The sequence below is a fragment of the Georgenia yuyongxinii genome (assembly GCF_006352065.1).
Classification (GTDB): Bacteria; Actinomycetota; Actinomycetes; order Actinomycetales; family Actinomycetaceae; genus Georgenia; species Georgenia yuyongxinii.
In genome coordinates this window covers 1,170,226-1,196,761 of record NZ_CP040915.1, presented here as the reverse complement: position 1 = coordinate 1,196,761, position 26,536 = coordinate 1,170,226, and the positions used below count along the sequence as shown (strand labels likewise).

The following is a 26,536-nucleotide window of genomic DNA, read 5'->3' as shown; positions in this document are numbered from 1 at the left end:
TGACATCTCGCGCGAGATGAGAGGGTCAGCCGGTGTTCTGCAGGCCCGCCGCGACGCCCTTGAGCGTGAGGAGCAGGAGCCGGTGCTGGTCGGCCACCTCCTCCTCGCTGAGCTCCCGGGAGGAGTCCCGCAGCGCGCGTAGCGCCCGCAGCTGCAGCAGGGAGAGCGCGTCGACGTACGGGTTGCGCAGCTGCACGGCCCGGCCGAGGACGCGGTGCCCCTCGAGCAGCCGGGTGTGGTCGGTGATGGCCAGCACCCACTTGGCGGTCAGGTCCAGCTCAGCGAGCACCAGGTCGGCGAGGTCCTGCCGGCCGCCCAGCTCGAGGTAGCGCACCGCGATGCGGCGGTCCGTCTTGGCCAGCGACATCTCGACGTTGTCGATCATCGTCGCCAGCAGCGGCCACTCGGCGTACGCGGTGCGCAGCAGGTCGAGGTCGCCCGCGGCCTCCAGCGCGGAGCCGAGCCCGAACCAGCCGGTGAGGTTGATCCGGGCCTGGGTCCAGGCGAAGTTCCACGGGATGGCGCGCAGGTCCTCCAGCGACTCCACGCTGAGGCCGCGACGCGACGGACGCGAGCCGATGGCCAGGAGCCCGATCTCCTCCTGCGGGGTGACCTCCGCGAACCACGGCGCGAAGCCGTCGGCGTGGATGAGGCCGTAGAAGCGCTCCTTCGACACGGCATCCATGCGCGCGGCCAGGTCGGCGTAGCGCTCGGCCGCCTCGGCGTTGCGCCGCTCGGTCGAGGGCGCCGAGGCCATGAGCGTGGCCGCGGCGACCTGCTCGATGTGGCGCACCGCGATGTCCGGGTTGCCGTAGCGGGCGTTGATGACCTCACCCTGCTCGGTGACCTTGAACCTCAGGTCCACCGAGTGGGGCGGCTGCGCGAGGATGGCGCGGTTGGCCGGGCCGCCGCCGCGTCCGAGCGCACCGCCGCGCCCGTGGAACTGGGTGAGGCGGATGTCGTTGTCCCGAGCCCACGAGGCGATGCGCTGCTGCGCCTCGTACAGCGCGAGCGTGGCGGAGACGGGGCCGACGTCCTTGGCGGAGTCGGAGTAGCCGAGCATGACCTCCAGGCGTCGCCCGGTCTGCTCGAGCCGCCGCTGCACCTGAGGCAGGGCCAGCATCTCGTCGAGGATGCGCGGCGCGGCCTGCAGGTCGTCGAACGTCTCGAACAGGGGGATGACGTCGAGGACGGGCGCGGCCTCCGCAGAGCCCAGCGCGCTCTCGGCGAGGGCGTAGACATCGGCGATGTTCTGCGCGGACTGGGTGAAGGAGATGATGTAGCGACGGCACGCGTCCACCCCGTACCGGGCCTGGACGGCCGCGACGGAGCGGAAGGTGTCGAGCACCTCCTCCGGCGGAACGGCCGGGCTCGTCACCGCCGCAGCGTCCTCGAGCCACGCCAGGGTCTGGGCGTGCACCTTGGAGTGCTGGCGCACCTCCATCTCGGAGAGGTGGAACCCGAAGGTCTCCACCTGCCAGATCAGCTCCTGCAGCCGGCCGTAGGCCGCCCGGGAGGCACCGGCGGCCACCAGGGAGTCCTGCACGACGGCGAGGTCGCGCCGCAGCTCGGCGGCGCCGCCGTAGGCGAGGTCGGCGTCGCGGCGCCGGGTCGCGGCGATCCGCTCGGCGATGACCAGCAGCACCTGCCGGTGGCTCTCGCCCGGGGAGTGCTCGGCGGCCTGCGCGGCCACCTCGGGCGACAGCTGGCGCTGCCGGGCCCACAGAGCGGCCAGCTCCTTGCCGGGCGGGGTGAACCGGTCGTCGAGGGTGAGCCCGAGCCCGGCGTCGCGGGCGACGCGCTCCAGGGCGGCGAGGATCCGGTCCGAGGACTGCGCGGCAGCCTGCCGGGTGATCGACGCGGTGACGTTCGGGTTGCCGTCCCGGTCCCCGCCGATCCAGGTGCCCAGCCGCACGAAGGCGGGGGCGACGGGGGCGCGCCGGCCGCGGTCCTCGCCCAGCAGCCAGTCATCGAGGCGGCGGTAGACGGCGGTGAAGACGTCGAAGAGGGAGGAGTCGAACACACCCAGGGAGGTGCGCACCTCGTCCAGCGGCGAGGGGTTGGCCGGGCGCAGCTGGGCGGTGCGCCACAGGTTGTCCACCTCGCCCAGCAGACGGCGGCGGTTCTCCTCCAGGGCGCCACGGCCCCAGCGCGGGTCGTCCCGCTCGGACATCAGCTCGGTGATGCGGCGGATGCTGCTCGCGACGGCGTTGCGACGCGCCTCGGTGGGGTGGGCGGTCAGCACGGGGTGGAACTCGAGCTCACCGAGACGACGGCGGGCCTCGTCCTCGCCGACCTCGGCGGCCAGGTGGGTGAACGCGGCGGCGATCGAGTCGGACGGCCGCTGCTGGTCCAGCGGGATCTCTCCCTCACGGGCGCGCAGCGTGCGCACCCGGTGCAGCTCCTCGGACAGGTTGGTCAGGTGGAAGTAGCAGGTGAAGGCGCGGGCGACCTCCTCGGCGCGCTCGGCGCTGAACGACGCCACCAGCTCCTCAGCGGCGGCGAGGTGGACGCCGTCGGGCGCCTCGAGGGCCGAGATGGCCAGCTCGCGCAGCCGTTCGACGTCCTCGTACAGACCGGGCTTGCCGTACTCGCGTAGGACTTCCCCGAGCAGCCCCCCGAGAAGGCGGACGTCGTTGCGCATCTCATCGGGCACGTCGTGCCGTGCCGCCCCACGGGAGTTGGCGGCGGTCGGTAGGGACGTTGGTCCTGCTGCCTCACTCATGGTCAGCAGGCTACCCACGCACGCCTGGCCGGGACCTGCGGGGGTCACCTGATGGCCTGTGAGGAAGGCCTCGTTCGTCGCCGATGTCCGCCGACGCGATGACATCTCACGGAGGAGATGACATCTCGCGACCTCGCCCTTTGGGAGGGGTCAGAGGGTCCAGACGGCGCCCGGTGCGGCCAGGTCGACCGGGCCGGGGTAGACCTCGTGGGCCTCGCCGCGCACGACCTCGGGGTCGGTCCACGGCTGCAGGTGCGTCAGGACGAGCCGGCGCACGCCGGCCGTCGCGGCCAGCTCACCCGCGCGGCGGCCGGTCAGGTGCACGCCGCGGACGGTGTCACGGCCCTCCTGGAAGGCGGCCTCACTGAGCAGCAGGTCCACGCCGTCGGACATGGTGACGAGGCCGTCGCAGGAGTCGGTGTCACCGGTGTAGGCGAGTGACACCTCGCCGTCGGCGTCCTCGGCGGGGCCGGTGACCCGGATCCCGTACGCGGGCACGGGGTGGTGCACCTCGAAGGCCTGCAGCCGCATGGGGCCGATCTGGATCGTCCGGGCGGGGTCGTGCTCGAGGAAGGCGAACTCGCCCGCGTAGTCCTCGTCCTCGCCGTCCCCGCCCACCCCGCGCACCCGCTCGAGCGCACCGGCGGGCGCGTGCACGGGCAGGGGCGTCAGGGGGCCGCTGGGGTGCCAGCGGCGGTAGACCTGCATGCCGATGAGGTCGACCATGTGGTCCGCGTGCAGGTGCGACAGGACGACGGCGTCGACCGCGGCCGGGTCGACGTGGGTCATGAGCGCGCCCATGGCGCCGGGGCCGAGGTCGAGGACCACGGACCAGGTGCGCGGGTGGCCCTGCTCGTCCGCGCCGTCGGCCTGGACGAGGTAGCACGAGGCGGCCGAGGCCGGTCCGGACATGGAGCCGGAGCACCCGACCACCGTGAGCCTCACCGCACGCCCTCGAGCTCGTCGGCGCCGTGCACGGCGGTGACCTCGGGCCCGAGGAAGCGCCGGGCGAGCCGGGCGAAGGAGCCGGGGTCGCCGGTGGCGAGGAAGCGGTGCTCGGGCGGGGCGGCGGGGTCACGGGACAGGTCGTGGGCCACGAGAGTGCGGTAGACGTCCTTGGCGGTCTCCTCGGCGGAGGACACCAGGGTGACGTTCTCCCCCATGACGTAGCTGATGACGCCGGTGAGCAGGGGGTAGTGGGTGCAGCCGAGCACGAGGGTGTCCACCCCGGCGTCACGGACCGGTGCCAGGTACTCCTCGGCGGCGCGGAGCACCTCTGGCCCGGACGTGATCCCGCGCTCGACGAGCTCGACGAACTTCGGCGCCGCCGCCATGGTCAGCTCCAGGTGCGGGGCGGCGGCGAAGGCGTCGCGGTAGGCACCGGACTCGATCGTGGCGCGGGTGCCGATCACGCCGACCTTGCCGGTGCGGGTGGCGGCGACGGCGCGGCGCACCGCGGGCTGGATGACCTCGACCACCGGCACCCCGGCGTCGATGGTGTACCGCTCCCGGGCGTCGCGCAGCACCGCGGACGAGGCGGAGTTGCAGGCGATGACGAGCATCTTCACGCCGGAAAGCACCAGGCGGTCCATGACCTCCAGCGCCAGGGCCCGCACGGCCGCGATCGGCTTGGGCCCGTACGGGGTGTGGGCGGTGTCGCCGATGTACAGGATCGACTCGCCGGGCAGCTGGTCGATCACCGCGCGCGCGACGGTCAGCCCTCCCACGCCGGAGTCGAATATCCCGATCGGTGCGTCCTCCACAGCGATCGAGCCTAATGCGCGCGTCGGCGCCGCTGCATCGACTCCAGCAGTGACTCCTGCCACCATGTCAAGGCGGCGTACATCGTCGCGAGGGCGTCGGTGATCTCCTCGTCGCGGTCGGCCGGGGCGTCGGAGGTGCGCACCCGTTCGGGTTGTCGGGCCCGTTCGTACACGTCCTCGGCGTCGTCCTCCCCCTCGATGCCCAGGCGGGTGGCGAGCACCAGCCGCACGTCGGTCAGGGCCGACAGCCACGTGCCCTCCTGCCCGGTGCGCACGACGACGGCGCCCTTGGGTCCCGTGGGAACGCTCAGCTCGCGCCACACCGTCTCCAGGCGGGTGACCTTGCCGGACCGCACGGAGTCCTCCGTCAGGGCCCGCAGCTCCGCGGCGAGCGTGGCGTCGTCGTGGCTCATCGGTGGCAGCAGCCTGGCCAGGGCGGGGTCGGCGGGGGCGTCGGGCGCGGCGTCGGCGGGGTCGAAGTCCAGCGCGGCCAGCACCGCGTCGTCACCGGTGAGGCGGCTGCCCTGGGCGTAGAGCAGGTCGGGCAGCTGGGTGTCGGCGGCGGCGGGGGCGCCGGAGCCGCTCTCGCTCAGGCGGGTGCCGAGCAGCTCGGCGGTGTCCGCCACCAGGCGGGCGATGACCGTGCGCTCGGCCGGCTGCAGCCGGGACGCGTGCCCGCCCGGTACGGGGACGAAGGCCTGCACCTACGCCGCCCCGTCCTGCTCGAGCGTGGCCCAGAGCCCGTAGGAGTGCATGGCCTGCACGTCCACCTCCATCTTCTCGCGGGGTCCGTGCGAGACGACCGCCCGGCCCTGGGTGTGGACCCTCATCATCAGCCGCGCGGCGGTGGGCTCGTCGTAGCCGAAGTACGTCTCGAAGACGTAGGTGACGTAGCTCATGAGGTTGACGGGGTCGTCCCACACGACCGTGTGCCACGCCTTCTCCGGCACCGCCTGCGGTGCCTGCGCCGTCGCCTCCTGCTCGGCCGGCGCGGTGGAGGTGCGCGGGCGCGGCGGGGCGACGGGGGCGGGACTCACGACCCCACTTTAGGCAGTCGGCCAAAGCCGGGCCGACCCGAGGGTGCCCGACGACGCTCCACCACCCGCCGTCCGCGGCCTGCACCGCCGCTCGCTCCCGCTAGCGTGGGCCGCATGCCACACGCGAGCACGGCGCTCCTGACTGACATGTACGAGCTCACCATGATCGAGGGGGCCCTCCGCTCCGGCACCGCCGGGCGGCGCAGCGTCTTCGAGGTGTTCAGCCGCCGCCTGCCGGGCGGGCGCCGGTACGGCGTGGTCGCCGGCACCGCACGGGTGCTCGACGCGGTCGAGGCGTTCCGGTTCGGGCCCGAGGAGATCGACTACCTCGCCGCCGCCGCCGTGGTCGGCGAGGAGACCCTCGACTACCTGCGCGAGTACCGCTTTGGCGGGTCGATCACCGGCTACGGCGAGGGCGAGTGCTACTTCCCGGGCTCGCCGATCCTGACGGTCGAGGGCAGCTTCGCCGACGCCGTCGTGCTCGAGACGGTGATCCTGTCGATCCTCAACCACGACAGCGCCGTGGCCGCCGCCGCGTCACGGATGACCGTGGCCGCCCACCGCCGCCCGTGCCTGGAGATGGGTGCGCGGCGCACTCACGAGAGCGCGGCGGTCGCGGCGGCCCGGGCCGCCGTCGTCGGCGGGTTCGTCGGCACCTCCGTCCTGGAGGGTGGCCGCTCCTACGGCATCCGCCCCATCGGCACCGCCGCCCACTCCTTCACCCTCGTGCACGACGACGAGGAGGCCGCATTCGCGGCGCAGGTCGCCACCATGGGACCGGACACCACCTTGCTGGTGGACACCTACGACGTGCCCCGCGGAGTGGAGCGGGCGGTGGCCGCCGCACGCGCGGCCGGCGGCGAGCTCGGCGCCGTGCGGCTCGACTCCGGTGACCTGGTCGCCCAGGCGTTCACGGTGCGCCAGCAGCTGGACGCCCTGGGGGCGACCAGCACCAAGATCACCGTCACTTCCGATCTCGACGAGTACGCCATCGCGGCCCTCGGGGCGGCCCCGGTCGACTCCTACGGGGTGGGCACCAGGCTCGTGACGGGCTCCGGCCACCCGACGGCGGAGCTGGTGTACAAGCTCGTCGCGCGCGAGGACGCGGCCGGGCGCATGGAGGAGGTGGCCAAGGCGTCCGCCTCCAAGAGCTCGGTGGGCGGGCTGAAGGTGGCGGGGCGGGTGCTCGACGGCGCGGGCCGCGCCGCGGAGGAGCTCGTGGTGGCGTGCACGCGGTGGGAGCAGGGGCTGACCGAGCTTCAGCGCGCCGGGGCGCGGCCGCTGCAGGTGCCGTTCGTGCGCGACGGCGAGATTGTCGAGGAGCACCGCGGTCCGGGTGCGCTGGAGGCGGCGCGGGAGCGGCACCGCACCTCCCGGGCCGAGCTGCCCTACGCGGCGTGGCGGCTGAGCGAGGGCGAACCGGGGATCCCCACGCGGATGCTCGACGTGGACCGCGCCGACGATCCCGACTACGTGGTCTGACCGCCGCCGCCGTTAAGCGACACCGCCATCCGAGCGCCGTGACAGAACGAGGCCAGGGCCCTCGCCGCATGTGCGGCGAGGGCCCTGGCCTTAGATCTGACCGCTGGGTCAGACGCGTGTTCGTCCTCGCGAGACGAGGGTCATGATCAACGAGATCACCACGATGGCGATCCCGATCCAGATGAGGATCTGGGCCGCCTCGACCGCGACTCCCAGGATGAGCATGACGACACCGACGATGATGAGGATGAGCCAGAGCGACATGATGTCCTCCATTCTCTGAGCAGCCTGGCCGGGTGGCCAGGCTCGGACGTATCTCGCCTGCTCAGAGACTGGCACCGCTGCGCTTCACGCGCATCTTGAACGGTCTTGACGCCGTGCCGTCCGGCATGATATGGAACCCGGCGTCGTCCGCCGGCTGAAGGGCGTGTGCAGGCCGCCGGCTGACGAGTGGACACCCCGCTCCTCTTGGCGGGTCAGGAGGGCGGGCCGCCCATCCTCAGCCCCTCAAAAGTATGGTCGGTGCGGTGGGGCGGCAGCGTCGCCGTCGTGTCGGCGACGATCTCGACGACGACGTGCCGGCGCAGGGCGACCGGCAGCCGGTCGTGGTACTCACGCGACATCCGCAGGCGCGGCGGCACGCGGTCGGCCTCGCTACGAGGACCGTCGGAGACGGCTCCGTCGTCTGGGGCGACGATGCCAAGGATGGCCACGGGCCTCATCCGGGAGCGCAGGCTCATCGCCGAGCCCCGATGCAGCATCAGGCCCGAGCGAACGGAGAGGTTCCCCATCCGGCCGTAGAACGACTGCATGCGGGTCTCGAGCTCGTGCGCCCGCGCGGCGGGCGGGAACATGCCGCCATCGAAGTCCGCGTCGTCGTCCAGGTGCGTGCCGAGCACCGCCTGGAAGGGCGCGTCGACGACGTCCATCGACGGCACGTTGACCGCGATCGACGTCAGGCGGCGGTGGCTGCGCGTGTACTCGGGCATGGGGAAGTCGCGGTGCCAGGGCTGGTCCAGGGCCCCGGGCAGCGGGATGTCGCAGCCCAGCTCGACCACCTGCCACTCCGGACCGAACATCTCAGCGGAGAGCGCGGCGAGCACCGGGTGCTGCACCAGGTCGAGGAACCCGCGGACCCGCTCGGCGTAGGGCTCGAAGTAGAAGCGGTTCCAGCCGCGGGGCGCCACGCCGTCCGGGCTCCGCAGCGCGCTCATGAGCTCCGCCGAGAGGTCGTCGTCCAGGACGGACGCCCAGTCGCGTGTGAAGGCACCGGGAACCACGGCCATGCCGTCGCGGTGCAGGGCATCGCTCAGCTCCAGCGGATCATGACGCGGCTCCCGCTCGGTGTCGAGATCCGGTTCCATCGTCCTCACCTGTCCCCGTTGACGGCCATGCCGAGCGTAGCCTCCCCGGCGCTGAAGAGCCGAGGCCGGGAGACCGGGGCGCCGGCGTCGCGGGCTGTCCTGTGAGGGTCGGGCGTCGCAGGCTGCTCTGCGGGCCGACGCGCGGGAGATCGTGGATTCAGGCTGCCCAGTTCAGGTCGAGGAGGAGTCGTTCGGCGGGGCTGTACGCGGCCTGGGTGCCTGGTGGTGCGGTGGCACGTGTGGGTGTCACGTGGCCGGGCAGAGGTGGAGCATCCGAGGTGTAGCGGTGCCCGGTCGGGGTGGTCGTCTCCACGACGTGGCCGCTGGGGCCGGGGCCCGCGCGTTGCTCGGCGCCGGTGACGGTGACGGTGCGAGTGCCCCACCCGGGCGCTTGTTTGGCGTAGTTGCATGCTTCGCAGGTGCCGCGGAGGTTCTCCGCCGAGGTCGTCCCGCTGTCGGCATGGGCCTGGATGTGGTCGTGGTGGCGGATCGGGGCGTCGCACCACAGCGTCCGGCACACCTGGTCCCGAGCGTCGATGAACCTGGCCAGCCCGGGCGGCACGGTCCGGCGCCTGGAGTCCATCGCGACGAGCTGACCGGTGCTCGGGGCGGTGAAGAGCCGGCGCAGCCACACCAGCACCTTGCGGCCTGCCCCGTCGAGAGATTCCACGGCATCGGCTGTGCCGGTCCGGGCGGCGATCAACGCGCGGGCCCATCCCGCGGGCACGGTGCCGTACCCCGGTATGACCGCCGGTTCGTCATTGCCCGCGAGCAGGGCCCGGTCCGTCATGACCACCTGGACCTCCACCGGGACGTCGGCGGCCCTGTCCTGGCCGGTGACCCGCTCGACGAGGGTGTCGGCCATGATCTGCCCCCGGCTCCTGGGGTCACCCTGCGCCCGCAGCGCGTCGGCCGCCCGAGTCAGCGCCGCGTACACCCCCACCCCCTGGACCACCGGAAGGAGCCCGGTCAGGTAGGTCATGGTGTCCGGCGCCGGCCGCAACGTCACGCACCGCTCGCTCTCAGCCTTCGCCGCACGCCGCACCACCGACCGCGGGTCGAGCCGGTAGGCGATCTGCTTCGCGCGGGCGACGAGGCGGCGGTCACCCAGCCGCTCGGTCGCCCCGGGGTCGGCCCACAGCTCCACGTCGAACGCGGCCCGGTCCACCACCGTCAGGCAAGCGGACTCACGCACCAGCAACGTGGCGCGCCACTCACTGATCACCCCGGCCTCCAGGGCGGCGAACGTGTGAGGCATCTCGTTCACCAGCGCCTTCGCCAACCCGAGCAGCCGCCCACCCCGGGCGTGTGACTCCCGCCGGGCCAGCGCCACCTGCGCCCCGATCCCCCGACCGCGCCGGGCACGGGGCACACCGGCCGAGGCCTGCACCTGTAGCTGCGAGGCCTCGAGGTCCACCGCGATGCGGGCCTGCGCCGCCGACGCCGCGGCCTTGAGCTCCTCCAGCACGCGCAGCTGGTCAATCCGCTCGGCGTCCGAGACGCTCCGGTCCACGCTGGCCATCGCGTCCCGCCAGCGGGCGAAGTCCGCCGTTGACGGGCGCGCGGGCGGTACCTCGGGATGTTCCGCATCCCGGGCCTGACCACCCTGCCTCTGCAACATGTGTCGACCGTATCGGCGGCCACTGACATCCGGTCCCGAGGCGGCGACAGTCCTCGCTGACGTCCGATCCCGAGGCGACAGTCCTCGCTGTCAGCCGGCGCCTGGGGAGGTCAGCCCCGGCCCACGAACCACTGGCGGAGCAGCGAGATGCGCGCCTCGATCTCGTCCGTGCGGGCCAGCGCCACCTCGGGTCCTCCGCAGGTGCTGCGCAGCTCGGTGTGCACCACGCCGTGGGGCTTGCCCGAGCGCCGGGACCACGCCGAGACCAGGGTGTTCAGCTCCTTGCGTGCAGCGGCCCGGCGGCGGTGGTCGTCCACCCCGGCGTTCTGGTGCCGGATCGACTGCGCCTTGGCCTGCCGCTTCTGCGCCTTGACCTGCTCGGCCTGCCGGGCCCGGAGGAGGCTGGTGACCTGCTCGGGCTCGAGGAGGCCGGGCAGTCCCAGGTATTCCTGCTCCTCGACCGAGCCGACCTCCGCGCCGGTGCCGAACTCACCGCCGTCGAAGAGGACCTTGTCGAAGGTGGCCTGGGCCTCGAGCGCCTCGAACCCGGGCAGCATGAGGTCGTCCGAGGCCTTCTCCGACCGGTTCGCGTCCGCGAGCAAGGAGTCCTCGGGGGTGAAGAACGTGCCCTTCTCCTCGGCGGTCTTGACCCGGTCCAGCGCGTGGTCGCGCTCGACCTCGAGCTCCCCGGCCAGACCAAGGAGGTGCTGGACTGAGGGCAGGAACACCGACGCAGTCTCCCCGCGCTTGCGGGCCCGGACGAACCGGCCCACCGCCTGGGCGAAGAACAGCGGCGTCGCGGTCGCGGTGGCATAGACGCCGACGGCGAGGCGGGGCACGTCCACGCCCTCGGAGACCATGCGCACCGCGACCATCCAGCGCTGCAGGCCCGCGGCGTACTCCTCGATCCGGGCGTTCGCGCCGTCGTCGTCGGACAGGACGACGACGGGCGGCTCACCGGTGATGGAGTGCAGCGTCTTGGCGTAGGAACGCGCGGCGTTCTGGTCGGTGGCGATGACCAGGCCGCCGGCGTCGGGCACCGAGCGGCGCACCTCGCTCAGGCGCTGGTCGGCGGCGGAGAGCACCGCCGGGATCCACTCGCCCGAGGGATCCAGGGCCGTGCGCCAGGCCTGGTTCATCATGTCCTTGGTCAGCAGCTCGCCCAGCTGGGCGGAGACCTCGTCGCCGGCCCGCGTACGCCAGCGCATCTGGCCGGAGTAGCTGAGGAAGATGACCGGGCGCACGACGCCGTCGCGCAGGGCGTCGCCGTAGCCGTAGGAGTAGTCGGCCTTGGACCGCCGGATGCCCATGGCGTCGCGCTCGTACTCGACGAACGGGATGGCCGCGGTGTCCGAGCGAAACGGGGTGCCGGTCAGCGACAGGCGGCGCCGGGCGGGCTCGAAGGCCTCCCGGACGGCGTCGCCCCAGCTCAGCGCGTCGCCGCCGTGGTGGACCTCGTCCAGGATCACCAGCGTGGGCTCGGCGGAGGTGCGGTTGTGGTGCAGCGCGGGGTTGGCGGCGACCTGCGCGTAGGTCAGCGCGACGCCGTCGAAGCTGGCGCCGTGCCGGCCCTGGGCGTTCTTGAAGTTGGGGTCCAGCTGCAAGCCCACCCGGGCGGCGGCGTCGGCCCACTGGGTCTTCAGGTGCTCGGTCGGGCACACCACCGTGACGCGTCGCACGACGCCGCGGGCGAGCAGCTCGGTGGCGATACGCAGCGCGAAGGTGGTCTTGCCGGCGCCGGGCGTGGCGACCGCGAGGAAGTCCCGGGGCTGCCGCTCGAGGTAGATCTCGAGCGCCTCGGCCTGCCATGCGCGCAGACGCGACGCAGTCCCCCATGCCGCGCGCGCCGGGAAGGCGGGCGAGAGATGCTCGGCTGCGACCGTGGAGACGGCGGCGGGCCCGGCGGGGTGAGTCGGCGTCGACCTGCGCTGGTGCGGGGCGGTCACTCCCCGCTTCCCGAGGAGGCACCGTCGCGGCCACGGCCACGACCGAAGGGCCACCCGCGGCCCTTGCCCCCCTCGTCCCCGCCAGGGTTCATGCCCTCGAAGATCGCCTTGCACGTGGGGCACACGGGGTACTTCTTCGGGTCACGACCCGGCGTCCAGACCTTTCCGCACAGGGCAACCACCGGCTGGCCGGTGACCGCCGACGCGGTGATCTTGTCCTTGCGGACGTAATGCGCGTAGCGCTCCTCGTCCCCCGGCGAGACCTGCTCGCGCAGCTCCTCACGCTCGAGCACACCGGTCCCGGCCGCCGGCTGCGTCGAGGGCGAGGCGGGTGGCTGCGGGCCGGTGGGCTGATCGGGCGTCGTGGAGCTCATGGCAGCCAGTCTAAGCACGCGCCGGGCACGCCGGGCGGCGCCAAGGGGCGCGTGTGGCGCGCCCCTCGCGCCCCGCCTACAGGCCCTGCCAGGCCGGCTTGGTGGCGAAGACCTCGCGGTAGTACGCGCCGAGCTGCAGGCGGGAGGCGGCGGCGTCGTCGACCAGGACGGTGGCGTGCGGGTGGTGCTGCATGACCGTCGCGGGCCACATCGCGCTGACCGGTCCCTCGGTGAGCTGATGGACCGCCTCGGCCTTGCCGGTGCCCGTGGCGATGAGGACCAGGTGCCGCGCGGACATGATGGTGGCCAGGCCCTGAGTGAGGCAGTGACGCGGGACGCGCTCGACGTCGCCGTCGAAGAAGCGGGCGTTGTCGGTGCGGGTCTGGCTGGTGAGGGTCTTGATCCGGGTGCGCGAGGCCAGCGACGAGCCTGGCTCGTTGAAGGCGATGTGCCCGTCGGTGCCGATGCCCAGGATCTGCAGGTCCACGCCGCCCGCGGCGGCGATGTCGGCCTCGTAGTCCTCGCAGGCACCGAGCAGGTCCTCGGAGTTGCCGTCCGGTCCCTGCACGGCACCGGGCGCGAAGTCCACGCGGGAGGCGATCTCGCGCTCGATGACGTTCCTGTAGCGCTCGGGGTGATCGTCGGGGAGGCCGACGTACTCGTCGAGCATGAAGCCGCGGGCCCGGGCGAAGGAGATCCGGCCGGCCTCGTGGCGGCGCACCAGCTCGTCGTAGACGGCCAGCGGACTGGAGCCGGTCGCCAGGCCCAGGACCGCGTCCGGCTTGGCGGCAAGTAGCTTCTCGATCTCGTCCGCGACCAGTGCGGCGATGTCCGCCGCGCTGTGCTGGATCACGACCTCCACGACACGTCCCTCTCTCTCGGTGCCGGGCCACGCTCGGGCCCGTGCGTCCAGCCTAGCCCGTGTCCACCCGGACATCAGACGTCTGCTGTCGAGAGAGCTTCGGGATTGCCGGAAACACGAACGGGCAGGGCCGCAATGGCCCTGCCCGTCCGGGTGCGCTCAGCGCGAGGTCACTTGGCGACGGCCTTCTTCAGGGTCGAGCCGGCGGAGATCTTGACGCCGTAGCCGGCGGGGATCTGGATCTCCTCACCGGTGCGGGGGTTGCGGCCGGTGCGGGCCGCGCGCTCGACGCGCTCGACGCTCAGCAGGCCGGTGACCTTGACGGCCTCGCCCTTGCCGAGAGCGTCGACCAGGACGTCCTGGAGCGCCGACAGAGCAGCGTCTGCGTCGGTCTTGGTGAGCGAGGCGCGCTCGGCAATGGCGGCGACGAGCTCGGTGCGGTTGACGGACATGGAAAACCTCTCATCGTTCGGGTCGGACGCCATGTTCGGCGCCGCTGCGCCAGACATTACGCACACGGCGGCGCGATTGTCGCTCTCACGCGCCGATTTTCCAGCGTGTCCACGCGGTTTGCGGGCACTTGGACGCCCGTCGGGGGGCCTGGTCGCCCACTTCGCCCACACCTGTCGCGCAAGTGACGGGCAGGGCCGGTTAACCGCGCGCGGTCGCTACGGCGTCGGCGAACCAGGTGGTGATGGTCGTCGGGTGGGTGATCGCAGTGCCTACGCACACGCTGAACGCACCGTGGGCCAGCGCCTCCGCGGCCTGGGCCGGCGGCGGCACCGGTGCCCGCGTCCTCACCCGAGCTCGTCTCCTCTGACGAGGCGCCGCCACCGCAAGCGGCAAGGGTGAGTGCTACGGCTCCGCTGACCGCCGTGAGCTTGAGCCCGCGACGACGAAGACCCGGGCGCCCTGCGAGTGAACGCTTCATGAATCCCTCTTCTGAACGAACGACATCTGATGTCTGACGTATTACGATGCGAGTAGAACGTCATCACCGAAAGGGTCAAGAACATGTCTTCGATCAGCGGAGCACAAGGATCTCCCGGCCGGCCGGCTGCCCCACGACCGGCCGTGGCCATGTCGCGCCCGGCCCCAGCCGCATCTCGCCGCGCCACCACTGCCGACCAGATCAAGGACTACATCCTCACGCAGGGCCTGCGTCCCGGTGACGTGCTGCCCACCGAGACCGAGCTGTGCGAGAGCCTCGGCGTGTCCCGCTCGAGCGTGCGCGAGGCCATCCGCACGCTGTCCACCCTGGACATCGTCGAAGTCCGGCACGGACGCGGGACGTTCGTGGGGAACATGTCCCTCGATGCGATGGTGGAGTCGCTGATCTTCCGCGGCGTACTCATCCCCGGCGACGACCTCGATGCCCTGCGGGAGGTGGTGGAGGTCCGGCAGGCGCTCGACATGTCGATGGCGCAGCGGATCGTCGACGGCATGCGCGGCACGACCGACCCGGCCCTGCACGCCCTGGTGGACGAGATGGTGGTGAGCGCCCGCAAGGGCGAGACGTTCCCCAAGCAGGACCGCCACTTCCACGCCGGACTGCCGCGGCACGTGAACAACTCGTTGGTCGGCCAGCTGGTCACCGCGTTCTGGGACGTGCACACCGCAGTCATGCTGCGGCTGGGCCTGAGCCTGCCGAAGGACCTCGAGCAGGCGGCCCAGGCGCACGGCGACATGCTGCGCGCCGCGGAGGCCGGCGACGTCGAGGCGTTCCGCGCGGCGGTGGTCGACCACTACGCGCCGCTGCAGCGCGCACTGGACGAGGCCCAGCCGGCGCGGCGGGCGCACGGCGGGGCCGCGCACGGCGGCGGCACCGGGACCGGGCTAGCCGGGTCCGGGGCCGAGGCCACCCGATGAGCCTCCCGGTCACGGTCGTCGGCACCGGCGCCTTCGCCCGCGAGCACCTCCTCGCGCTGCGCACCATCCCCGAGGTCCAGGTCCGCTGGGTCGCCGGCCAGGACCTCGGCCGCGCGGCGGAGCTCGCCGCGCTGATGCCCGGCCAACGGGGCAAGCACTCCACGCGGAGAACCTTCCCAGGCGCTACTCGACGCCACCCTCCCGAACCAACCGGGATGACCATGCAGCCTCGGAACCCCGACAACGTGGTCACCCCACGCCGCCGATGTCCCTTACATGAGCGGGGGCAGCGGGCCGCGCGGGATCGAGTGGGGGACGTCAAGGCACCGCTTGACGTCCCCCACTCGATGCGCCCCCCTGCGCGCCCTCATCTGACGGCCGCCCGTAGTCCTCACGGCCGCGCTGAAACACATCGTGCCGTGGTACGAGCGAGATCGGGGCGAGGACGAACCGCGGACGGTGGCCGCCTCCTGCCATGGCAGGTTCTCCTTCGCGGACTCGTTGTCACATCAGCCGTCTGACGTCATACGTTTAACGGGAGCGAGGTTGCGTCCTCAGCGAAAGGACATGCGTGTCTGTCACCGTTCCCCGCGGCGCCGCATCCCCGGCGCTGGCCGTCGGGCTGGTCACCGCGCTGCGACACTGGCCACTTCACGCCGGTGACGACGTTGACCTCGACTTCCGGCAGCGACGTGACCGTCGTCGAGCACACCGGACCGCGGGTCGAGCTCGGCTGACCTGACGAAGGTTCCGTTCACGGAAAGGCCCCGGCCGTCGTCACGACGGCCGGGGCCTTCTGCTGCCCGCCGGCGGTCAGGTCCAGGCGAGCTGGGCGGTGCCGTACTCCTGCGGTGGCGTCGGAAAGTCCAACCGGTCGCCGGCCACGACGAGCGGGGCGGCACGTACTCGACGACCCCGTACGCCGACTCGCGGTGCCGGATGGCGGGGGCAACCTGCATCGGCGCGGCGTCGGCGGGCGTGGGTGCGGCGCTCGACTCCCTCCCGGGGCCAGGCAGCCGGAGCAGCTCCTCGGCCACCCGCGCAAGGCTGATCCGTGCGACGGCGCCGCCTTCGTTCACCCGCCCGGCGAGCAGCCGCATCACCGTGGCGGCGAGCAGGTAGCCGGCCGCGTGGTCCAGGGCCTGCACCGGCAGGGCACCGGGGCGCCAGCCGCCAGGTGCGGCGTCGTCGTTGCGCCCGTACCGGTGGGCGATCCCCGCGGCGACCTGGACGATGCTGTCGAAGCCACGCTCGTGCCCCCAGGGTCCGTCGGTGCCCCAGGCGGACAGCTCGGCCACCACCAGGCCCGGCCGTCGCGCGAGCAGCGAGTCCGCGTCGAGCCCGAAGGTGGTGAGCGCGCCCGGCCGGTAGCCGCTGACAACGACGTCGGCCGTCGCGAGCAGCTCCTCCACCCGCGCCCGCGTCGCCGGGTCGGCGAGATCACCGACGGCGGAACGCTTGGCGAATCCCGTGTCGAGGTGCTGATCCAGCAGCTCGGGGCGGCCGGGCGGGTCGAGCCGCAGCACGTCCGCGCCGAGCGCCCCCAGCAGGCGGGTGGCGGTGGGGCCGGCGATGACCCGCGTCAGGTCCAGCACGCGGAGCCCCGTCAGGGGCAGGTCGTCGGCGGGCGCAACGGGGGCCGCCGGCGCACCCGTGGCCCGCACGTCGACGAGCGGCTGGGCCGTCACGAGCCGGCCATGCTCGTGGGCGCGCCACGCCTGGGGGGTGCGCAGCGCCGCGGCGACCCCGCCGGTGGCGCGCACGCGGGTCTCGACGGCGTGCGCGGGCATCGAGGCGATGGCGGCGGCGACCCGCTCCCGGACCGAGGGGTCGCCGTCGTCGGTCACCTCCAGGGCGTTGGTCAGGGCGTGACGGTGGTGCGGGTAGTTGGCGTGCACCCGCACCCAGCCGTCGGTCGCCGCGTAGAAGGTGGACAGCGGCGCGAACCCCTCCGGCGCCCGGCCGGCCACCCGCAGGTGCCGGAAGGATTCGAAGGCGGCCGCCACGTCCCGGGAGTCGACGGCGATCGGCAGGTTCACGCCGCGTCGGGCGGCGAGCGACACCGCGGCCCGGGCGGCCTCGCGCACGCTGGCCACGGCAAGCCCCTCGACGTCGAGCGGCCCGTCCCACAGCCGTCGGGGGCCGACGACGGCGACCCCCGGCTCGGTCCCCGGCGCGCCCGGGACGGTCAGCGCTGGCCAGGAGGCGTCGTCGTCCATGGAGCCATGCTGGCACCGTCAGACCACGTCGCGACGGCGGAAGACCAGTGCCCCGAGCACGACCAGTGCCGCGACCAGCACGAGCAGGTAGGCGGCGCCGCCGTCGAAGCCCAGGCTGTGCTCGGCGACCTCGCACACCGTCCCGGCGGCCTCGGCGGTGCAGACCTCCTGGAAGTACACGGTGCCGTTCTCGATCCAGGCGCCGATGTTCGTCGATAGCAGCCAGCGCTGGTGGTCCTGCAGCAGGCCCCGGAACATGGCCTCGACGACGATCACGTAGCCGACGACCACGCCGAGCACCGCGGCGGTGTGCTGGAGCAGGAACCCCAACGCGGCTCCTACCACCGCGGCGAGCAGGGTGAGGGCAAGCACCCGGAGGACCGTCCAGCCGGCGTCCACCCACGCCGCGCCGGTCATGGTGCCTGTCAGGTCGAAGGCGCCGGCGATGAACCAGGCCCCCGCGACGAGCAGGGCGAGCAGTGTCACGGCGACCGGAAGCAGGCCCAGGCCGGGGGCGAGCAGCTTGGACGCGTAGACGTGCAGCCGGCGCGGCTCAAACGTGAGCCAGCTCGCGATCGAGCCGGTGCTGAGCTCCGCGGCGGTGGCGGTGGCCCCGACCAGGAGAGCGAGAAAGAGCAGGAGGAAGGACTGGGCGCCGAGCAGGCCGGGCAGGCTGCTCTCGAAGGGTGGCGCGGTGACGATGAACATGTCGCGCGCCGGTTCCATCTGGCGGCACCCGAAGTCGACGACCTGGCCCGTGGCCTCGCGCTCCGTCTCCTCGGCCTCGAGACAGTCGGCCACGTGCTGCTCACCGTTCGCCTCCCAGTCGGCCCGGGCCTCCTGGTACCACCGTTCCGCCTGGGCCTGCTCGGAGGGCGACATCGGCTGGGACTGGTTCCAGGTGCCGACCAGGGCGGCCGCGGTGGCGACGAGCCCGGCGAGCATGGCGAGCACCACCAGGCGGCGGGAGAACAGGCGGCGCAGCTCGACCTTCGTCAGCCGGCTCATGCGTCCCCTCCCCCGGTGCTCAGCGAGCGGTCCTGGACGGGCGTCCCCGGTGGTGGCGCGGCGTCGGCGCGGCGCCGGCCGCGCCCGGTGGCCCGGGGGGCACCGAGCCCCTCCCCGCTGGTCAGCGCCAGGAACACCGACTCCAGGTCGGCGCGCTGTGCCACCAGCTCGCTGACGTAGAGACCGTGCTGGGCCAGGAGGTAGGTGATCCGCGCGGGGTCGTCGGTGCCGTGAACCTGCAGCGCCGCGCCGTCGCGCTGGACGGCCATGCCCCCGCGGGTGAGGATCTCGGCCGCGGCCTCCGGCTGGGCCACGGTCACCCGGACCATCGGGGCGCCGCGTGCACCGATGACGTCGGCGACCGGACCGGAGGCGAGCAGCCGGCCGTGCCCGATGATGGAGACCGTGTCGGCGACCTGCTCGACCTCGGCGAGGACGTGGCTCGAGACGAGCACCGTGCGGCCCTCGTCGCCGAGCCGGCGCATGGTCTGCCGGATCTCGCGGATCCCGGCGGGGTCGAGCCCGTTGGTCGGCTCGTCGAAGATGAGCAGGTCCGGGGACTTCAGGAGCGTGGCCGCGATGGCGAGGCGCTGCTTCATGCCGAGGGAGTAGCCGCGGTAGCGGTCCTTGCCGCGCTCGGCCAGACCGGTCTGCTCGAGCACCTCCGTCACCTTCGCCCGCGGTGCGCCGATCGCCTCGGCGAGCAGGCTGAGATTCTTGGTGCCGGTGAACGCGGGGAAGAACTTGGGCGACTCCACGATCGCGCCCACCCGCCCGACCACCGCGGGCAGCTGCTCGGGCCCCGGCTGGTCGAAGATGCGCATAGTGCCGGAGTCGGCACGGACAAGCCCGAGGAGCATCCGGATCGTCGTCGTCTTCCCGGACCCGTTCGGGCCCAGGAAGCCGTGGACCCCGCCGGCCGGCACCTGCAGATCGAGGCCTTGGACGGCCACGTGCCGTCCGCGGCCGGCGCGATACGTCTTGCGCAGGCCCAGTGTCTCGACGGCGAGCACCATGCGCGGGCAACCTCTCAGCCGGGTAGGTCGGTCACCGACCGCTGCCTACCCTAGCCAGATTCGGAGCGCCGACGGCCGTTTGTGCCGTGCGGGCGGGCGGGTCAGCGCCCGAGGTGGCGCGCCAACGTGGCCACCAGGGCGTCGACGTCCTCCTCGGTGGTGTCGAAGGAGGCGACGGCGCGCACGGTGGTGGCATCCCAGGCCAGCACCGGGGCGTCGGTGATCACCGGGGCGAGCGCTGGGGCCGGGACCGGGATGAAGACGGCGTTGGCCTCGACGGGGTAGGCCGGCTCGAGGCCGAGCGTGCGCAGGCGCGCCACCAGCAGGTCGGCGGCCGCGTTGGCGTGGGCGGCGTTGCGGTACCACAGGTCGTCCTCGAGCAGGGCGAGGAGCTGGGCCGAGGCGAACCGCATCTTCGAGGCCAGCTGACCGGACGCCTTGCGCAGCCGGGCCACCGGATCGGCGAGGGCGGGGTCGAGCACGATGACGGCGTCGCCGAGCAGCAGTCCGTTCTTGGTGCCGCCGAAGGAGACGACGTCGGCGCCGGCGTCGGTGGTCAGCGCTCGCAGGCCGGTGCCCAGGCGGGCGGCGGCGTTCGCCAGACGGGCGCCGTCGAGGTGCAGGCGGGCGCCCCGGGCGCGGGCGAACGCACCGATCCCGGCGAGCTGGGCGGCGGTGTAGGTGGTGCCGAGCTCGGTGCTCTGGGCGAGACTGATCGCCGCGGGCCGGGCGTGGTGGACGCTGCCGTCGTAGGCGTCGAACAGCGGGGCGAGCAGCTCGGGCGTCGTGCGGCCGGCGACCGAGCCGGCGGTGAGGATCGGGAAGCCCCCGATGAGCTGTGGGGCGGTGGACTCGTCGTTGACCATGTGCGACTCGGCCGTGGCGACCGCCGCGTCCCACCGCTGCAGCAGCGCCTGGACGGCGACGACGTTGGCGCCGGTGCCGTTGAAGACGGGGAAGATCGAGGCGTCCGGGCCGAAGAGGTCACGCACCCGCTCCCCCAGCCTGGTGGTGATGGGGTCCGCCCCATAGGAGGGCACGTGGCCCTCGTTGGCGGCGGCGAGGGCGGCGAGGGCCGCGGGGTGGACGCCGGAGGCGTTGTCGGAGAGAAAGCCACGTGCGGTCATGGGTCCATTCTGGCGGGGTGCGCAGCCGTCGGGAATTGCGGCGACGTGCTGGTCGCCCAAGCCGCAGATCGGCAACACCCACCCGGGGGTGCCCGAACCGATCTACGACCGCCAGCTCGCCTCGGGGTTCACCCACTTCCAGCAGTCCGGCACCGGCGCGATCCGCAGGTACGACAACTACGTCCGCGTCACGCCGAACGCCTGGCCGAACGCTGACGCGGGGCGACCCTTTGCCCCGGTTCGGGCGTTTGTGGGAAGTCGCACTCCGGCTGGCACCGAGCCCTCGACGCCCGTAGCCTCGATGTCGGAGGGGAGTATTCCCACTCGGTGACGCCGTCAGCACAGCGATCGACGACGGTCGTTCGGTGCCACCAGTCCCGCGGTCTACGGCCGTAACGGGCGGAAGAGACCTCCGGTACCAGATCGAACCCACGTACCGGAGGACCCCATGGAAGTTTCAGCGCTCGCCTGGATCGTGCTGATCGCGATCATCCTCGTCATGATCGCCGTCGACCTCCTCGGCCACGTGCGGACCCCGCACGCCCCGAGCCTCAAGGAAGCCGCCTGGTGGTCCGTCGGCTACATCGCCATGGCCATCGTCTTTGGCTTCATCATCTGGGCCACCTCGGGCTCGCGCTACGCCGGTGAGTACTTCGCCGGCTACATCACCGAGAAGAGCCTCTCGGTGGACAACCTGTTCGTCTTCGTCATCATCATCGCGGCGTTCCGGGTGCCCCGGGAGTTCCAGCAGAAGGTGCTGATGTGGGGCATCGTCATGGCGCTGGCCATGCGCGGCGTCTTCATCGCGGTCGGTGCGGCGGTCATCGACGAGTTCACGTGGGTCTTCTACCTGTTCGGCGCGTTCCTGCTCTACACCGCCATCGCCCAGGCCCGGCAGGGCCTGGAGCGGCCGGGTGAGCACGACGGCGGCGACTACCACGAGAACGCGCTCGTGCGCGGCGTGCGCCGGATCTTCCCGGTCACCGACGGCTTCCGGGGCGGCAAGCTGCTCCACCGCGCGAGCGGCAAGACGTTCATCACGCCGCTGCTCATCACGATCTTCGCTATCGGGACCGCAGACCTGATGTTCGCGATCGACTCCATCCCGGCGATCTTCGGGCTCACCCAGGAGCCGTACCTGGTCTTCGCTGCCAACGCGTTCTCCCTTCTCGGGCTGCGGCAGCTGTACTTCCTCATCGACGGACTGCTCGACCGCCTCGTCTTCCTGCACTACGGGCTGGCGGCGATCCTGGGCTTCATCGGCGTGAAGCTCGTCATCCACGCGCTGCACGAGAACGAGCTGCCGTTCATCAACGGCGGCGAGCCCTGGCTCGGCCTGCCCGAGCCCACGATCGCCGTCTCGCTGGGGTGGATCATCGGCGTGCTGGCCATCACCGTCGTCGCGAGCGTCTGGAAGAACAAGAAGGATGCACGGGCGGTCGCCGCCACGGAGCGGGGGGCACCCGACCAGGAGCACTCCGACCGCTGAGACGCGCGGGCCGAGGCCTGGCCGGGCGTAGCCGCCTGGCCGGGCGTGGCCGCCTGGCCGGGCGTGGCCGCCTGGCCGGGCGTGCCCGGGCCGGGCGTGGCCGCCTGGCCGGGCGTGCCCGGGCCGGGCGGTCCCTGCCTTGCGCGGACAACGACAAGGCCCGAACCCTGCAAAGGGTTCGGGCCTTGTCCCGATGTGGGGGATCGGAGCTGTGGAGATGGCGGGAATCGAACCCGCGTCCGACGGCGTGGAACCAGGGCTTCTCCGGGTGCAGTCTGCTGCTGATTTTCTCGGCCCCAGCGATCACGCAGACATGTCGCTGACGGGCTCAGTCATCTAAAAGTCCCCGTAAACCCCGATGACGAAGGCTACGAGCAGTGGCTCCCTAGATGACGCCAGGGACCGGGGCGAGAGCTACCTCGGGCTGACGGCGTTCAGAACTCGCTCAGGCGGCGAGGGCGAACGCGGTGCGCTTGGAATCGGCACCTATTGGTTTGCAGAGATCGTTGACGAGATGACTCTGCATCCTCGACCCGCTTCTCCTGGAACGACGACCATCGTCGAAACCGATCATCCCCCTGTGCAGTTGTCACCGGTCTTGCCCTATGGGCGCGGCCGGTCTGTCCATGATACGTGGTCGACCCGGTTCCTGGCACATCTATTACGTCCCGGCGCCCCGCGACCGGGACCGTGCGCGTCCGGTCAGCGGGTCACTGGCTCGCCGCCCAGCTCGGCGTCCACGAGCTCCCGGGCGCGGCCGAGCATCTCGATGGCCTTGAGCGACTCGGGCTGGGGCATGCCGGAGACGTCCATCTGGAAGTTCTGCCGGTCGTGCCCGAGGTAGCCGTGGAGGGTCAGGATCCTCTCGGCCACCGCCTCGGGCGAGCCGACCACGAAGGCACCGTGCCCGCTCGCCTGCATCTCGTAGGAGATCCGGTTGGGCAGCGCGAACCCGCGCTCCCGCGCGATCTTCGTGCCGGCGTCGAGCTGGTAGGGGTAGAAGGTCTCGAGGGCCGCCACGTCGGTCTCGGCGAGGAACCCGTGCACGGAGACCGAGACGTGCTGGGTCGCGGCCGGGTGCCCGGCCTTGTTGTGCGCCTGCCGGTAGAGCTCCACGAGAGGGGCGAAGCGGCGGGGCTCGCCCCCGATGACGGCGTAGTTCACCGGCAGCCCGAGCGTGCCCGCCCGCACGGAGGAGGCCGGCGACCCGCCCGTCGCGATTCCGATGTGCAACCGCTCCCCCAGGCCCGGCTTATCGGTGGGCCGGGGCCAGATCTCGGCGCCCGTCAGCGGCGGGCGGAATCGGCCCGACCACGTCACCGGGTTGCCGCGGTCGAGCGCGAGCAGCAGATCCAGCTTCTCCTCGTAGAGCTCGTCGTAGTCCTCCAGGTTCGCGCCGAAGAGCGGGAAGGACTCGATGAAAGAGCCTCTGCCGGCGAGCAGCTCGACCCGGCCACCCGAGAACTGGTCCATCGTCGCGAACTGCTGATACACCCGCACCGGGTCCTCGGTGGACAGCACCGTCACCGCGGAGCCCACGTGGATGTGCGAGGTCTGCGCCAGGGCGGCGGCGATCACGGTGGCCGGGGAGGAGATGGAGTAGTCCGGCCGATGGTGCTCGCCGATCCCCGCGTAGTGGAGCCCGACCTCCTCGGCGAGCCGGACTCGTTCGAGGATCTCCCGCAGGCGCTGGCCGGGCGAGACAGATGGGGCGGCGGGACGGGTGTCGAGGTCGCCGAAGGTGTAGATACCGAGCTGCATGATGGTGCGAACGCCGCAGGGGGCGTCCGATGTTCCGACGGCGCCCGGTTGCCGGCGTCAGCGCCTGCGGCTGGTGAGCTCGTCGATCAGCAGCGTGCCAGCGATCCCGGCGAGGAAGACGTCCTTGGCGATGGCGTTGCCGTCCGCCGTGGGGCGGATCCCGTCGCTCCTGGTCAGGCCCGGCACCTTGGTGTACATGCGCAGCAGGCCGCCGGAGAAGCCCGCGAGCCCCAGGGCCGCGAGCCAGGTCGGCACGAGCGGGGTCAGCAGGGCGACGCCGAGTGCGATCTCCCCCGTGGAGATCAACTTGCCGAAGTCCTTCGGCGACATCTCCTTGAGCTGGGGAAACGCATGCGCGGCCATCTGCTGGAGGCCGGCGGCGCCGTCGTCCGGCATGCCGCGCTTGCCCATGCCGGAGTTGAGGATGAACGCTCCGGCGGCGAGCCTGGCGGGCACGTGGCGGAGCTTGATCGGCAAACCCATGACGACCTCCGGGGCAGGGTGGGGATAACCACGCTAGCCCCGGCGCCCTGGGGCCGCCAGAGTGCGCCCGATCGTCGACGGCGCGCGCAGGCCGAGGCGATCGCCGCGACCTCACCGGAGCCGCGCCGCTACAGGTGCTTCCGCAGGCTCATCGCCCGCTGCGCCTCGCGCTCGTCCTGCTTCTCCCGCAGGGTCTGGCGCTTGTCCCACTCCTGCTTCCCGCGGGCGAGGGCGATCTCGACCTTGACCTTGCCGCGCACGAAGTACAGCTCGAGCGGCACGATCGTGTGCCCCTTCTCGCGGGTCTTCACACCCAGCTTCTCGATCTCCTGCTTGTGGAGCAGCAGCTTGCGCTTGCGCTTGGGACCGTGGTTGGTCCAGGACCCCTGGGCGTACTCGGGGATGTGGACGTTGTGCAGCCACGCCTCACCGCGGTCGATCTCCACCCAGCCGTCCACGAGGGAGGCCCGGCCCATGCGCAGTGCCTTGACCTCGGTCCCGGTCAGGGAGAGCCCCGCCTCGAGCCGGTCGTCGATGTGGTAGTCGTGGAGGGCCTTCTTGTTGCGTGCCACGACCTTGCGGGCGTCCGCCTCGGCCTTGGCCTTCTGCGCCTGGGTCGGCCTGTTCGACCCGGCCTTCGTGCCCGCCACCGTTCCTACCTCCTACCGCCGTCCGGCGGTCGCCGCTCGGGCCGCACCGGTTGGCGCGACCGCCGCGCCGTTGGCGCGACCGACCCTCCGGGCCGATCTCCCAGCCTAGGGCAGGCGTCGCCGCGCCGGGGCGAGCGCCCGGGCCAAGGCACCCGATCCGCCGTCGTCCGTCCTGTTTTCGGGGCAGCCGGCCGCGGGCCGACAACCGGTGGCAACCCCGCCGCTGCAGTATCCGTCGTCCCGTGCCCGCCGCTATGTTGGCGTCCATGACCTGGTTCCAGCACGAAGCCCGATTCGTCTCCCGCGCCCAGATCGAGGAGATGGTGCAGCGCACGCTCGATGAGGCCAAGGAGCGTCTCGGCATCGCGGAGCTCAAGCGCGTCCTGCTGCTGCCGCCGGACCTCACCCGCGCGCACTCCGGCTCGGGCTGGATCACCGAGAAGTTCTACGAGCTCCTGGACGCCGCGGGCGCCGAGGTGCACGTGATCCCCACGCTCGGCCAGCACGTGCCGCACACCCCCGAGGACAACAAGTGGATGTTCGGGTCCATCCCCGAGGAGCGGATCCACGCACACGACTGGAAGAACGGGGTCACGAACGTCGGGACCGTGCCCGCCGAGCTCGTCAAGGAGAAGACGGGCGGCGCGGTGGACTGGGAGATGCCGATCGACCTGAACACGATGCTCGTCATCGAGCAGTGGGACCTGGTCATCAACGTCGGCCACGTGGTGCCCCACGAGGTGCTCGGCTTCGCCAACCACAACAAGAACTACTTCATCGGGCTGGGCGGCAAGCGCCTGCTGGGTGCCTCGCACATGGCCTCGGCGGTGTACGGCATCGAGAACAACCTCGGCAACCTGCTGACCCCGGTGCGGGCGTGCTTCAACTACGCCGAGGACGAGTTCCTCGGTGACCTCAAGGACGTCTACTTCCAGGTCGTCATGGACTACGACGACGAGGGCAAGCTCGCGCACACGGGCGTGTACGTCGGTGACGACCTCGAGACGTACTACGCCGCGGCCCGGGCGTCGCTGGCGCAGAACATCACGCAGTTCGACGAGCCGGTGAAGAAGATCGTCGCCGTCATGCAGGCAGACGAGTTCCGCGCCACCTGGGTCGCCAACAAGGCCGTCTACCGCACCCGCATGGCCATCGCCGACGGCGGCGAGCTGCTGGTCATCGCCCCCGGTGTGGAGCGCTTCGGTGAGCAGCCGGAGGTGGACGAGCTGGTGCGCCGGTACGGCTACCTCAGCCAGGCCGAGGTCCTCGAGCTGTACAAGACGCAGGAAGACATGCAGGACATCCCGCACGGCACCGCCCACCTCGTGCACGGCTCCTCCGAGGGCCGCTTCACGATCACCTACGCGCCCGGTCACCTCAGCAAGGAGGAGATCGAGTCCGTCGGCTACCAGTACATGGACCTCGCGGAGGCGCAGAAGCGGTACGACCCGGCCGTGATGAAGGACGGTTGGAACACGATGCCCGACGGCGAGGAGGTCTTCTACATCTCCACCCCGTCGGCGGGCCTCTGGGCCACGAAGGAGAAGCTCGACCAGCGGGCGGGCCACGAGCAGCACGGCTGAGCCCGAAGCTCCGCGGAACGGTTCGGGGAGGAAACGTCAGGCCTGGCCTGACGTTTCCTCCCCGATCTGCACTCTCGGCCCGTCGCGCGGGGCGGTCGTCCGGTCGCACACATGGCGGTCGCCGCCGTCCCTCTGACGAGGCGGTCCGTCGCGCGGC

At 72.1% G+C, this 26,536-nt stretch carries 23 protein-coding genes, 1 other RNA gene and 1 pseudogene; 4 read left to right on the top strand and 21 right to left on the bottom strand.

What is annotated here, in order from left to right; all coding sequences use genetic code 11:
- Positions 1-25 precede the first annotated feature (25 nt).
- The 5 genes from FE374_RS05410 to clpS all read right to left on the bottom strand — a co-directional run bounded on the left by FE374_RS05410 (position 26) and on the right by clpS (position 5,525).
- A complete protein-coding gene (locus FE374_RS05410) occupies positions 26-2,725 on the bottom strand; it encodes a phosphoenolpyruvate carboxylase (RefSeq protein ID WP_139927585.1) in 2,700 nt (899 codons plus the stop codon).
- A 150-nt stretch (positions 2,726-2,875) separates the two neighbouring features.
- Complete coding sequence (locus FE374_RS05405) at positions 2,876-3,670, bottom strand: MBL fold metallo-hydrolase (protein WP_139927584.1); 795 nt, start codon at positions 3,668-3,670, stop codon at positions 2,876-2,878.
- The gene (gene murI / locus FE374_RS05400) at positions 3,667-4,488 is read right to left on the bottom strand and encodes a glutamate racemase (protein ID WP_139927583.1); all 822 of its coding nucleotides are present in this window, start codon (positions 4,486-4,488) and stop codon (positions 3,667-3,669) included. The genes FE374_RS05405 and murI overlap by 4 nt, the downstream gene beginning before the upstream one ends.
- An 11-nt stretch (positions 4,489-4,499) precedes the next feature.
- Positions 4,500-5,192: a DUF2017 family protein gene (locus FE374_RS05395; RefSeq protein ID WP_139927582.1), complete on the bottom strand. Its 693-nt coding sequence runs from the start codon at positions 5,190-5,192 to the stop codon at positions 4,500-4,502.
- Positions 5,193-5,525 carry an ATP-dependent Clp protease adapter ClpS gene (gene clpS / locus FE374_RS05390; protein WP_139927581.1) on the bottom strand — a complete coding sequence of 111 codons (333 nt, stop codon included), beginning with the start codon at positions 5,523-5,525 and terminating at the stop codon, positions 5,193-5,195.
- 114 nt (positions 5,526-5,639) lie between these two features.
- Between clpS and FE374_RS05385 the strand changes: the two genes are divergently transcribed.
- Complete coding sequence (locus FE374_RS05385; protein ID WP_139927580.1) at positions 5,640-7,007, top strand: nicotinate phosphoribosyltransferase; 1,368 nt, start codon at positions 5,640-5,642, stop codon at positions 7,005-7,007.
- 108 nt (positions 7,008-7,115) lie between these two features.
- Here the strand turns inward: FE374_RS05385 and FE374_RS05380 are convergent, their stop codons facing one another.
- The 8 genes and pseudogenes from FE374_RS05380 to FE374_RS19745 all read right to left on the bottom strand — a co-directional run.
- Positions 7,116-7,271: a hypothetical protein gene (locus tag FE374_RS05380; protein WP_230978468.1), complete on the bottom strand. Its 156-nt coding sequence runs from the start codon at positions 7,269-7,271 to the stop codon at positions 7,116-7,118.
- Between the two features lie 212 nt (positions 7,272-7,483).
- Positions 7,484-8,371, bottom strand: a complete 888-nt coding sequence (locus FE374_RS05375) for a phytanoyl-CoA dioxygenase family protein (protein ID WP_139927578.1) — start codon at positions 8,369-8,371, stop codon at positions 7,484-7,486.
- 157 nt (positions 8,372-8,528) lie between these two features.
- The gene (locus FE374_RS05370; RefSeq protein ID WP_456319096.1) at positions 8,529-9,893 is read right to left on the bottom strand and encodes a DUF222 domain-containing protein; all 1,365 of its coding nucleotides are present in this window, start codon (positions 9,891-9,893) and stop codon (positions 8,529-8,531) included.
- Between the two features lie 209 nt (positions 9,894-10,102).
- Positions 10,103-11,938 (bottom strand): DEAD/DEAH box helicase, encoded by a 1,836-nt coding sequence (locus tag FE374_RS05365; RefSeq protein WP_139927576.1) that lies wholly within the window; start codon positions 11,936-11,938, stop codon positions 10,103-10,105.
- Positions 11,935-12,312 (bottom strand): DUF3039 domain-containing protein, encoded by a 378-nt coding sequence (locus FE374_RS05360; RefSeq protein ID WP_139927575.1) that lies wholly within the window; start codon positions 12,310-12,312, stop codon positions 11,935-11,937. Before FE374_RS05360 ends, FE374_RS05365 begins: the two co-directional genes overlap by 4 nt.
- A gap of 76 nt (positions 12,313-12,388) precedes the next feature.
- Positions 12,389-13,174 (bottom strand): glucosamine-6-phosphate deaminase, encoded by a 786-nt coding sequence (gene nagB, locus FE374_RS05355; RefSeq protein ID WP_168205603.1) that lies wholly within the window; start codon positions 13,172-13,174, stop codon positions 12,389-12,391.
- 170 nt (positions 13,175-13,344) lie between these two features.
- On the bottom strand, positions 13,345-13,626 hold the full coding sequence (locus FE374_RS05350; protein WP_139927573.1) for an HU family DNA-binding protein: 282 nt from the start codon (positions 13,624-13,626) through the stop codon (positions 13,345-13,347).
- Between the two features lie 199 nt (positions 13,627-13,825).
- Positions 13,826-13,957 (bottom strand): annotated as a pseudogene (locus FE374_RS19745) (N-acetylmannosamine-6-phosphate 2-epimerase); the annotation flags it as partial.
- Positions 13,958-14,254: 297 nt separating this feature from the next.
- On the opposite strand from FE374_RS19745, the gene FE374_RS05340 reads away from it, so the two are divergent.
- Complete coding sequence (locus FE374_RS05340; RefSeq protein ID WP_139931383.1) at positions 14,255-15,043, top strand: FadR/GntR family transcriptional regulator; 789 nt, start codon at positions 14,255-14,257, stop codon at positions 15,041-15,043.
- A 626-nt stretch (positions 15,044-15,669) separates the two neighbouring features.
- Here the strand turns inward: FE374_RS05340 and FE374_RS05335 are convergent.
- The 4 genes from FE374_RS05335 to FE374_RS05320 form a co-directional block, all read right to left on the bottom strand.
- Positions 15,670-17,262 carry a CoA transferase gene (locus tag FE374_RS05335; protein ID WP_139927572.1) on the bottom strand — a complete coding sequence of 531 codons (1,593 nt, stop codon included), beginning with the start codon at positions 17,260-17,262 and terminating at the stop codon, positions 15,670-15,672.
- Positions 17,263-17,280: 18 nt separating this feature from the next.
- A complete protein-coding gene (locus tag FE374_RS05330; RefSeq protein ID WP_139927571.1) occupies positions 17,281-18,270 on the bottom strand; it encodes an ABC transporter permease subunit in 990 nt (329 codons plus the stop codon).
- Positions 18,267-19,286, bottom strand: coding sequence for an ABC transporter ATP-binding protein (locus tag FE374_RS05325; protein ID WP_139927570.1), 1,020 nt, complete (start codon positions 19,284-19,286; stop codon positions 18,267-18,269). The genes FE374_RS05330 and FE374_RS05325 overlap by 4 nt, the downstream gene beginning before the upstream one ends.
- 101 nt (positions 19,287-19,387) lie before the next feature.
- Complete coding sequence (locus tag FE374_RS05320; protein WP_139927569.1) at positions 19,388-20,413, bottom strand: threonine aldolase family protein; 1,026 nt, start codon at positions 20,411-20,413, stop codon at positions 19,388-19,390.
- Positions 20,414-20,861: 448 nt separating this feature from the next.
- Here FE374_RS05320 and FE374_RS05310 point away from each other — a divergent pair, with 448 nt between their 5' ends.
- Positions 20,862-21,902 (top strand): TerC family protein, encoded by a 1,041-nt coding sequence (locus tag FE374_RS05310; protein ID WP_139927568.1) that lies wholly within the window; start codon positions 20,862-20,864, stop codon positions 21,900-21,902.
- 209 nt (positions 21,903-22,111) lie between these two features.
- Here FE374_RS05310 and ssrA read toward each other — a convergent pair.
- From ssrA to smpB, 4 genes are all read right to left on the bottom strand, one after another.
- Positions 22,112-22,480, bottom strand: a transfer-messenger RNA (tmRNA) gene (ssrA, locus tag FE374_RS05305).
- A 124-nt stretch (positions 22,481-22,604) separates the two neighbouring features.
- The gene (locus FE374_RS05300; protein ID WP_139927567.1) at positions 22,605-23,663 is read right to left on the bottom strand and encodes an LLM class flavin-dependent oxidoreductase; all 1,059 of its coding nucleotides are present in this window, start codon (positions 23,661-23,663) and stop codon (positions 22,605-22,607) included.
- A gap of 57 nt (positions 23,664-23,720) precedes the next feature.
- Positions 23,721-24,146, bottom strand: a complete 426-nt coding sequence (locus FE374_RS05295; RefSeq protein WP_139927566.1) for a DoxX family membrane protein — start codon at positions 24,144-24,146, stop codon at positions 23,721-23,723.
- Positions 24,147-24,274: 128 nt separating this feature from the next.
- Positions 24,275-24,796, bottom strand: a complete 522-nt coding sequence (smpB, locus tag FE374_RS05290) for an SsrA-binding protein SmpB (protein WP_139927565.1) — start codon at positions 24,794-24,796, stop codon at positions 24,275-24,277.
- A gap of 266 nt (positions 24,797-25,062) precedes the next feature.
- On the opposite strand from smpB, the gene FE374_RS05285 reads away from it, so the two are divergent.
- Positions 25,063-26,379: a lactate racemase domain-containing protein gene (locus FE374_RS05285; RefSeq protein WP_139927564.1), complete on the top strand. Its 1,317-nt coding sequence runs from the start codon at positions 25,063-25,065 to the stop codon at positions 26,377-26,379.
- Positions 26,380-26,536 lie beyond the last annotated feature (157 nt).

Excerpts from the sequence above, each read along its gene's own strand:
- FE374_RS05410 (WP_139927585.1), bottom strand. The coding sequence starts at position 2,725 with ATGAGTGAGGCAGCAGGACCAACGTCCCTACCGACCGCCGCCAACTCC.
- FE374_RS05385 (WP_139927580.1), top strand. The coding sequence starts at position 5,640 with ATGCCACACGCGAGCACGGCGCTCCTGACTGACATGTACGAGCTCACC.
- FE374_RS05380 (WP_230978468.1), bottom strand. The coding sequence starts at position 7,271 with ATGTCGCTCTGGCTCATCCTCATCATCGTCGGTGTCGTCATGCTCATC.
- FE374_RS05375 (WP_139927578.1), bottom strand. The coding sequence starts at position 8,371 with ATGGAACCGGATCTCGACACCGAGCGGGAGCCGCGTCATGATCCGCTG.
- FE374_RS05370 (WP_456319096.1), bottom strand. The coding sequence starts at position 9,893 with ATGGCCAGCGTGGACCGGAGCGTCTCGGACGCCGAGCGGATTGACCAG.
- FE374_RS05360 (WP_139927575.1), bottom strand. The coding sequence starts at position 12,312 with ATGAGCTCCACGACGCCCGATCAGCCCACCGGCCCGCAGCCACCCGCC.
- FE374_RS05350 (WP_139927573.1), bottom strand. The coding sequence starts at position 13,626 with ATGTCCGTCAACCGCACCGAGCTCGTCGCCGCCATTGCCGAGCGCGCC.
- FE374_RS05340 (WP_139931383.1), top strand. The coding sequence starts at position 14,255 with ATGTCGCGCCCGGCCCCAGCCGCATCTCGCCGCGCCACCACTGCCGAC.
- FE374_RS05335 (WP_139927572.1), bottom strand. The coding sequence starts at position 17,262 with ATGGACGACGACGCCTCCTGGCCAGCGCTGACCGTCCCGGGCGCGCCG.
- FE374_RS05330 (WP_139927571.1), bottom strand. The coding sequence starts at position 18,270 with ATGAGCCGGCTGACGAAGGTCGAGCTGCGCCGCCTGTTCTCCCGCCGC.
- FE374_RS05325 (WP_139927570.1), bottom strand. The coding sequence starts at position 19,286 with ATGGTGCTCGCCGTCGAGACACTGGGCCTGCGCAAGACGTATCGCGCC.
- FE374_RS05320 (WP_139927569.1), bottom strand. The coding sequence starts at position 20,413 with ATGACCGCACGTGGCTTTCTCTCCGACAACGCCTCCGGCGTCCACCCC.
- FE374_RS05310 (WP_139927568.1), top strand. The coding sequence starts at position 20,862 with ATGGAAGTTTCAGCGCTCGCCTGGATCGTGCTGATCGCGATCATCCTC.
- FE374_RS05300 (WP_139927567.1), bottom strand. The coding sequence starts at position 23,663 with ATGCAGCTCGGTATCTACACCTTCGGCGACCTCGACACCCGTCCCGCC.
- FE374_RS05295 (WP_139927566.1), bottom strand. The coding sequence starts at position 24,146 with ATGGGTTTGCCGATCAAGCTCCGCCACGTGCCCGCCAGGCTCGCCGCC.
- FE374_RS05285 (WP_139927564.1), top strand. The coding sequence starts at position 25,063 with ATGACCTGGTTCCAGCACGAAGCCCGATTCGTCTCCCGCGCCCAGATC.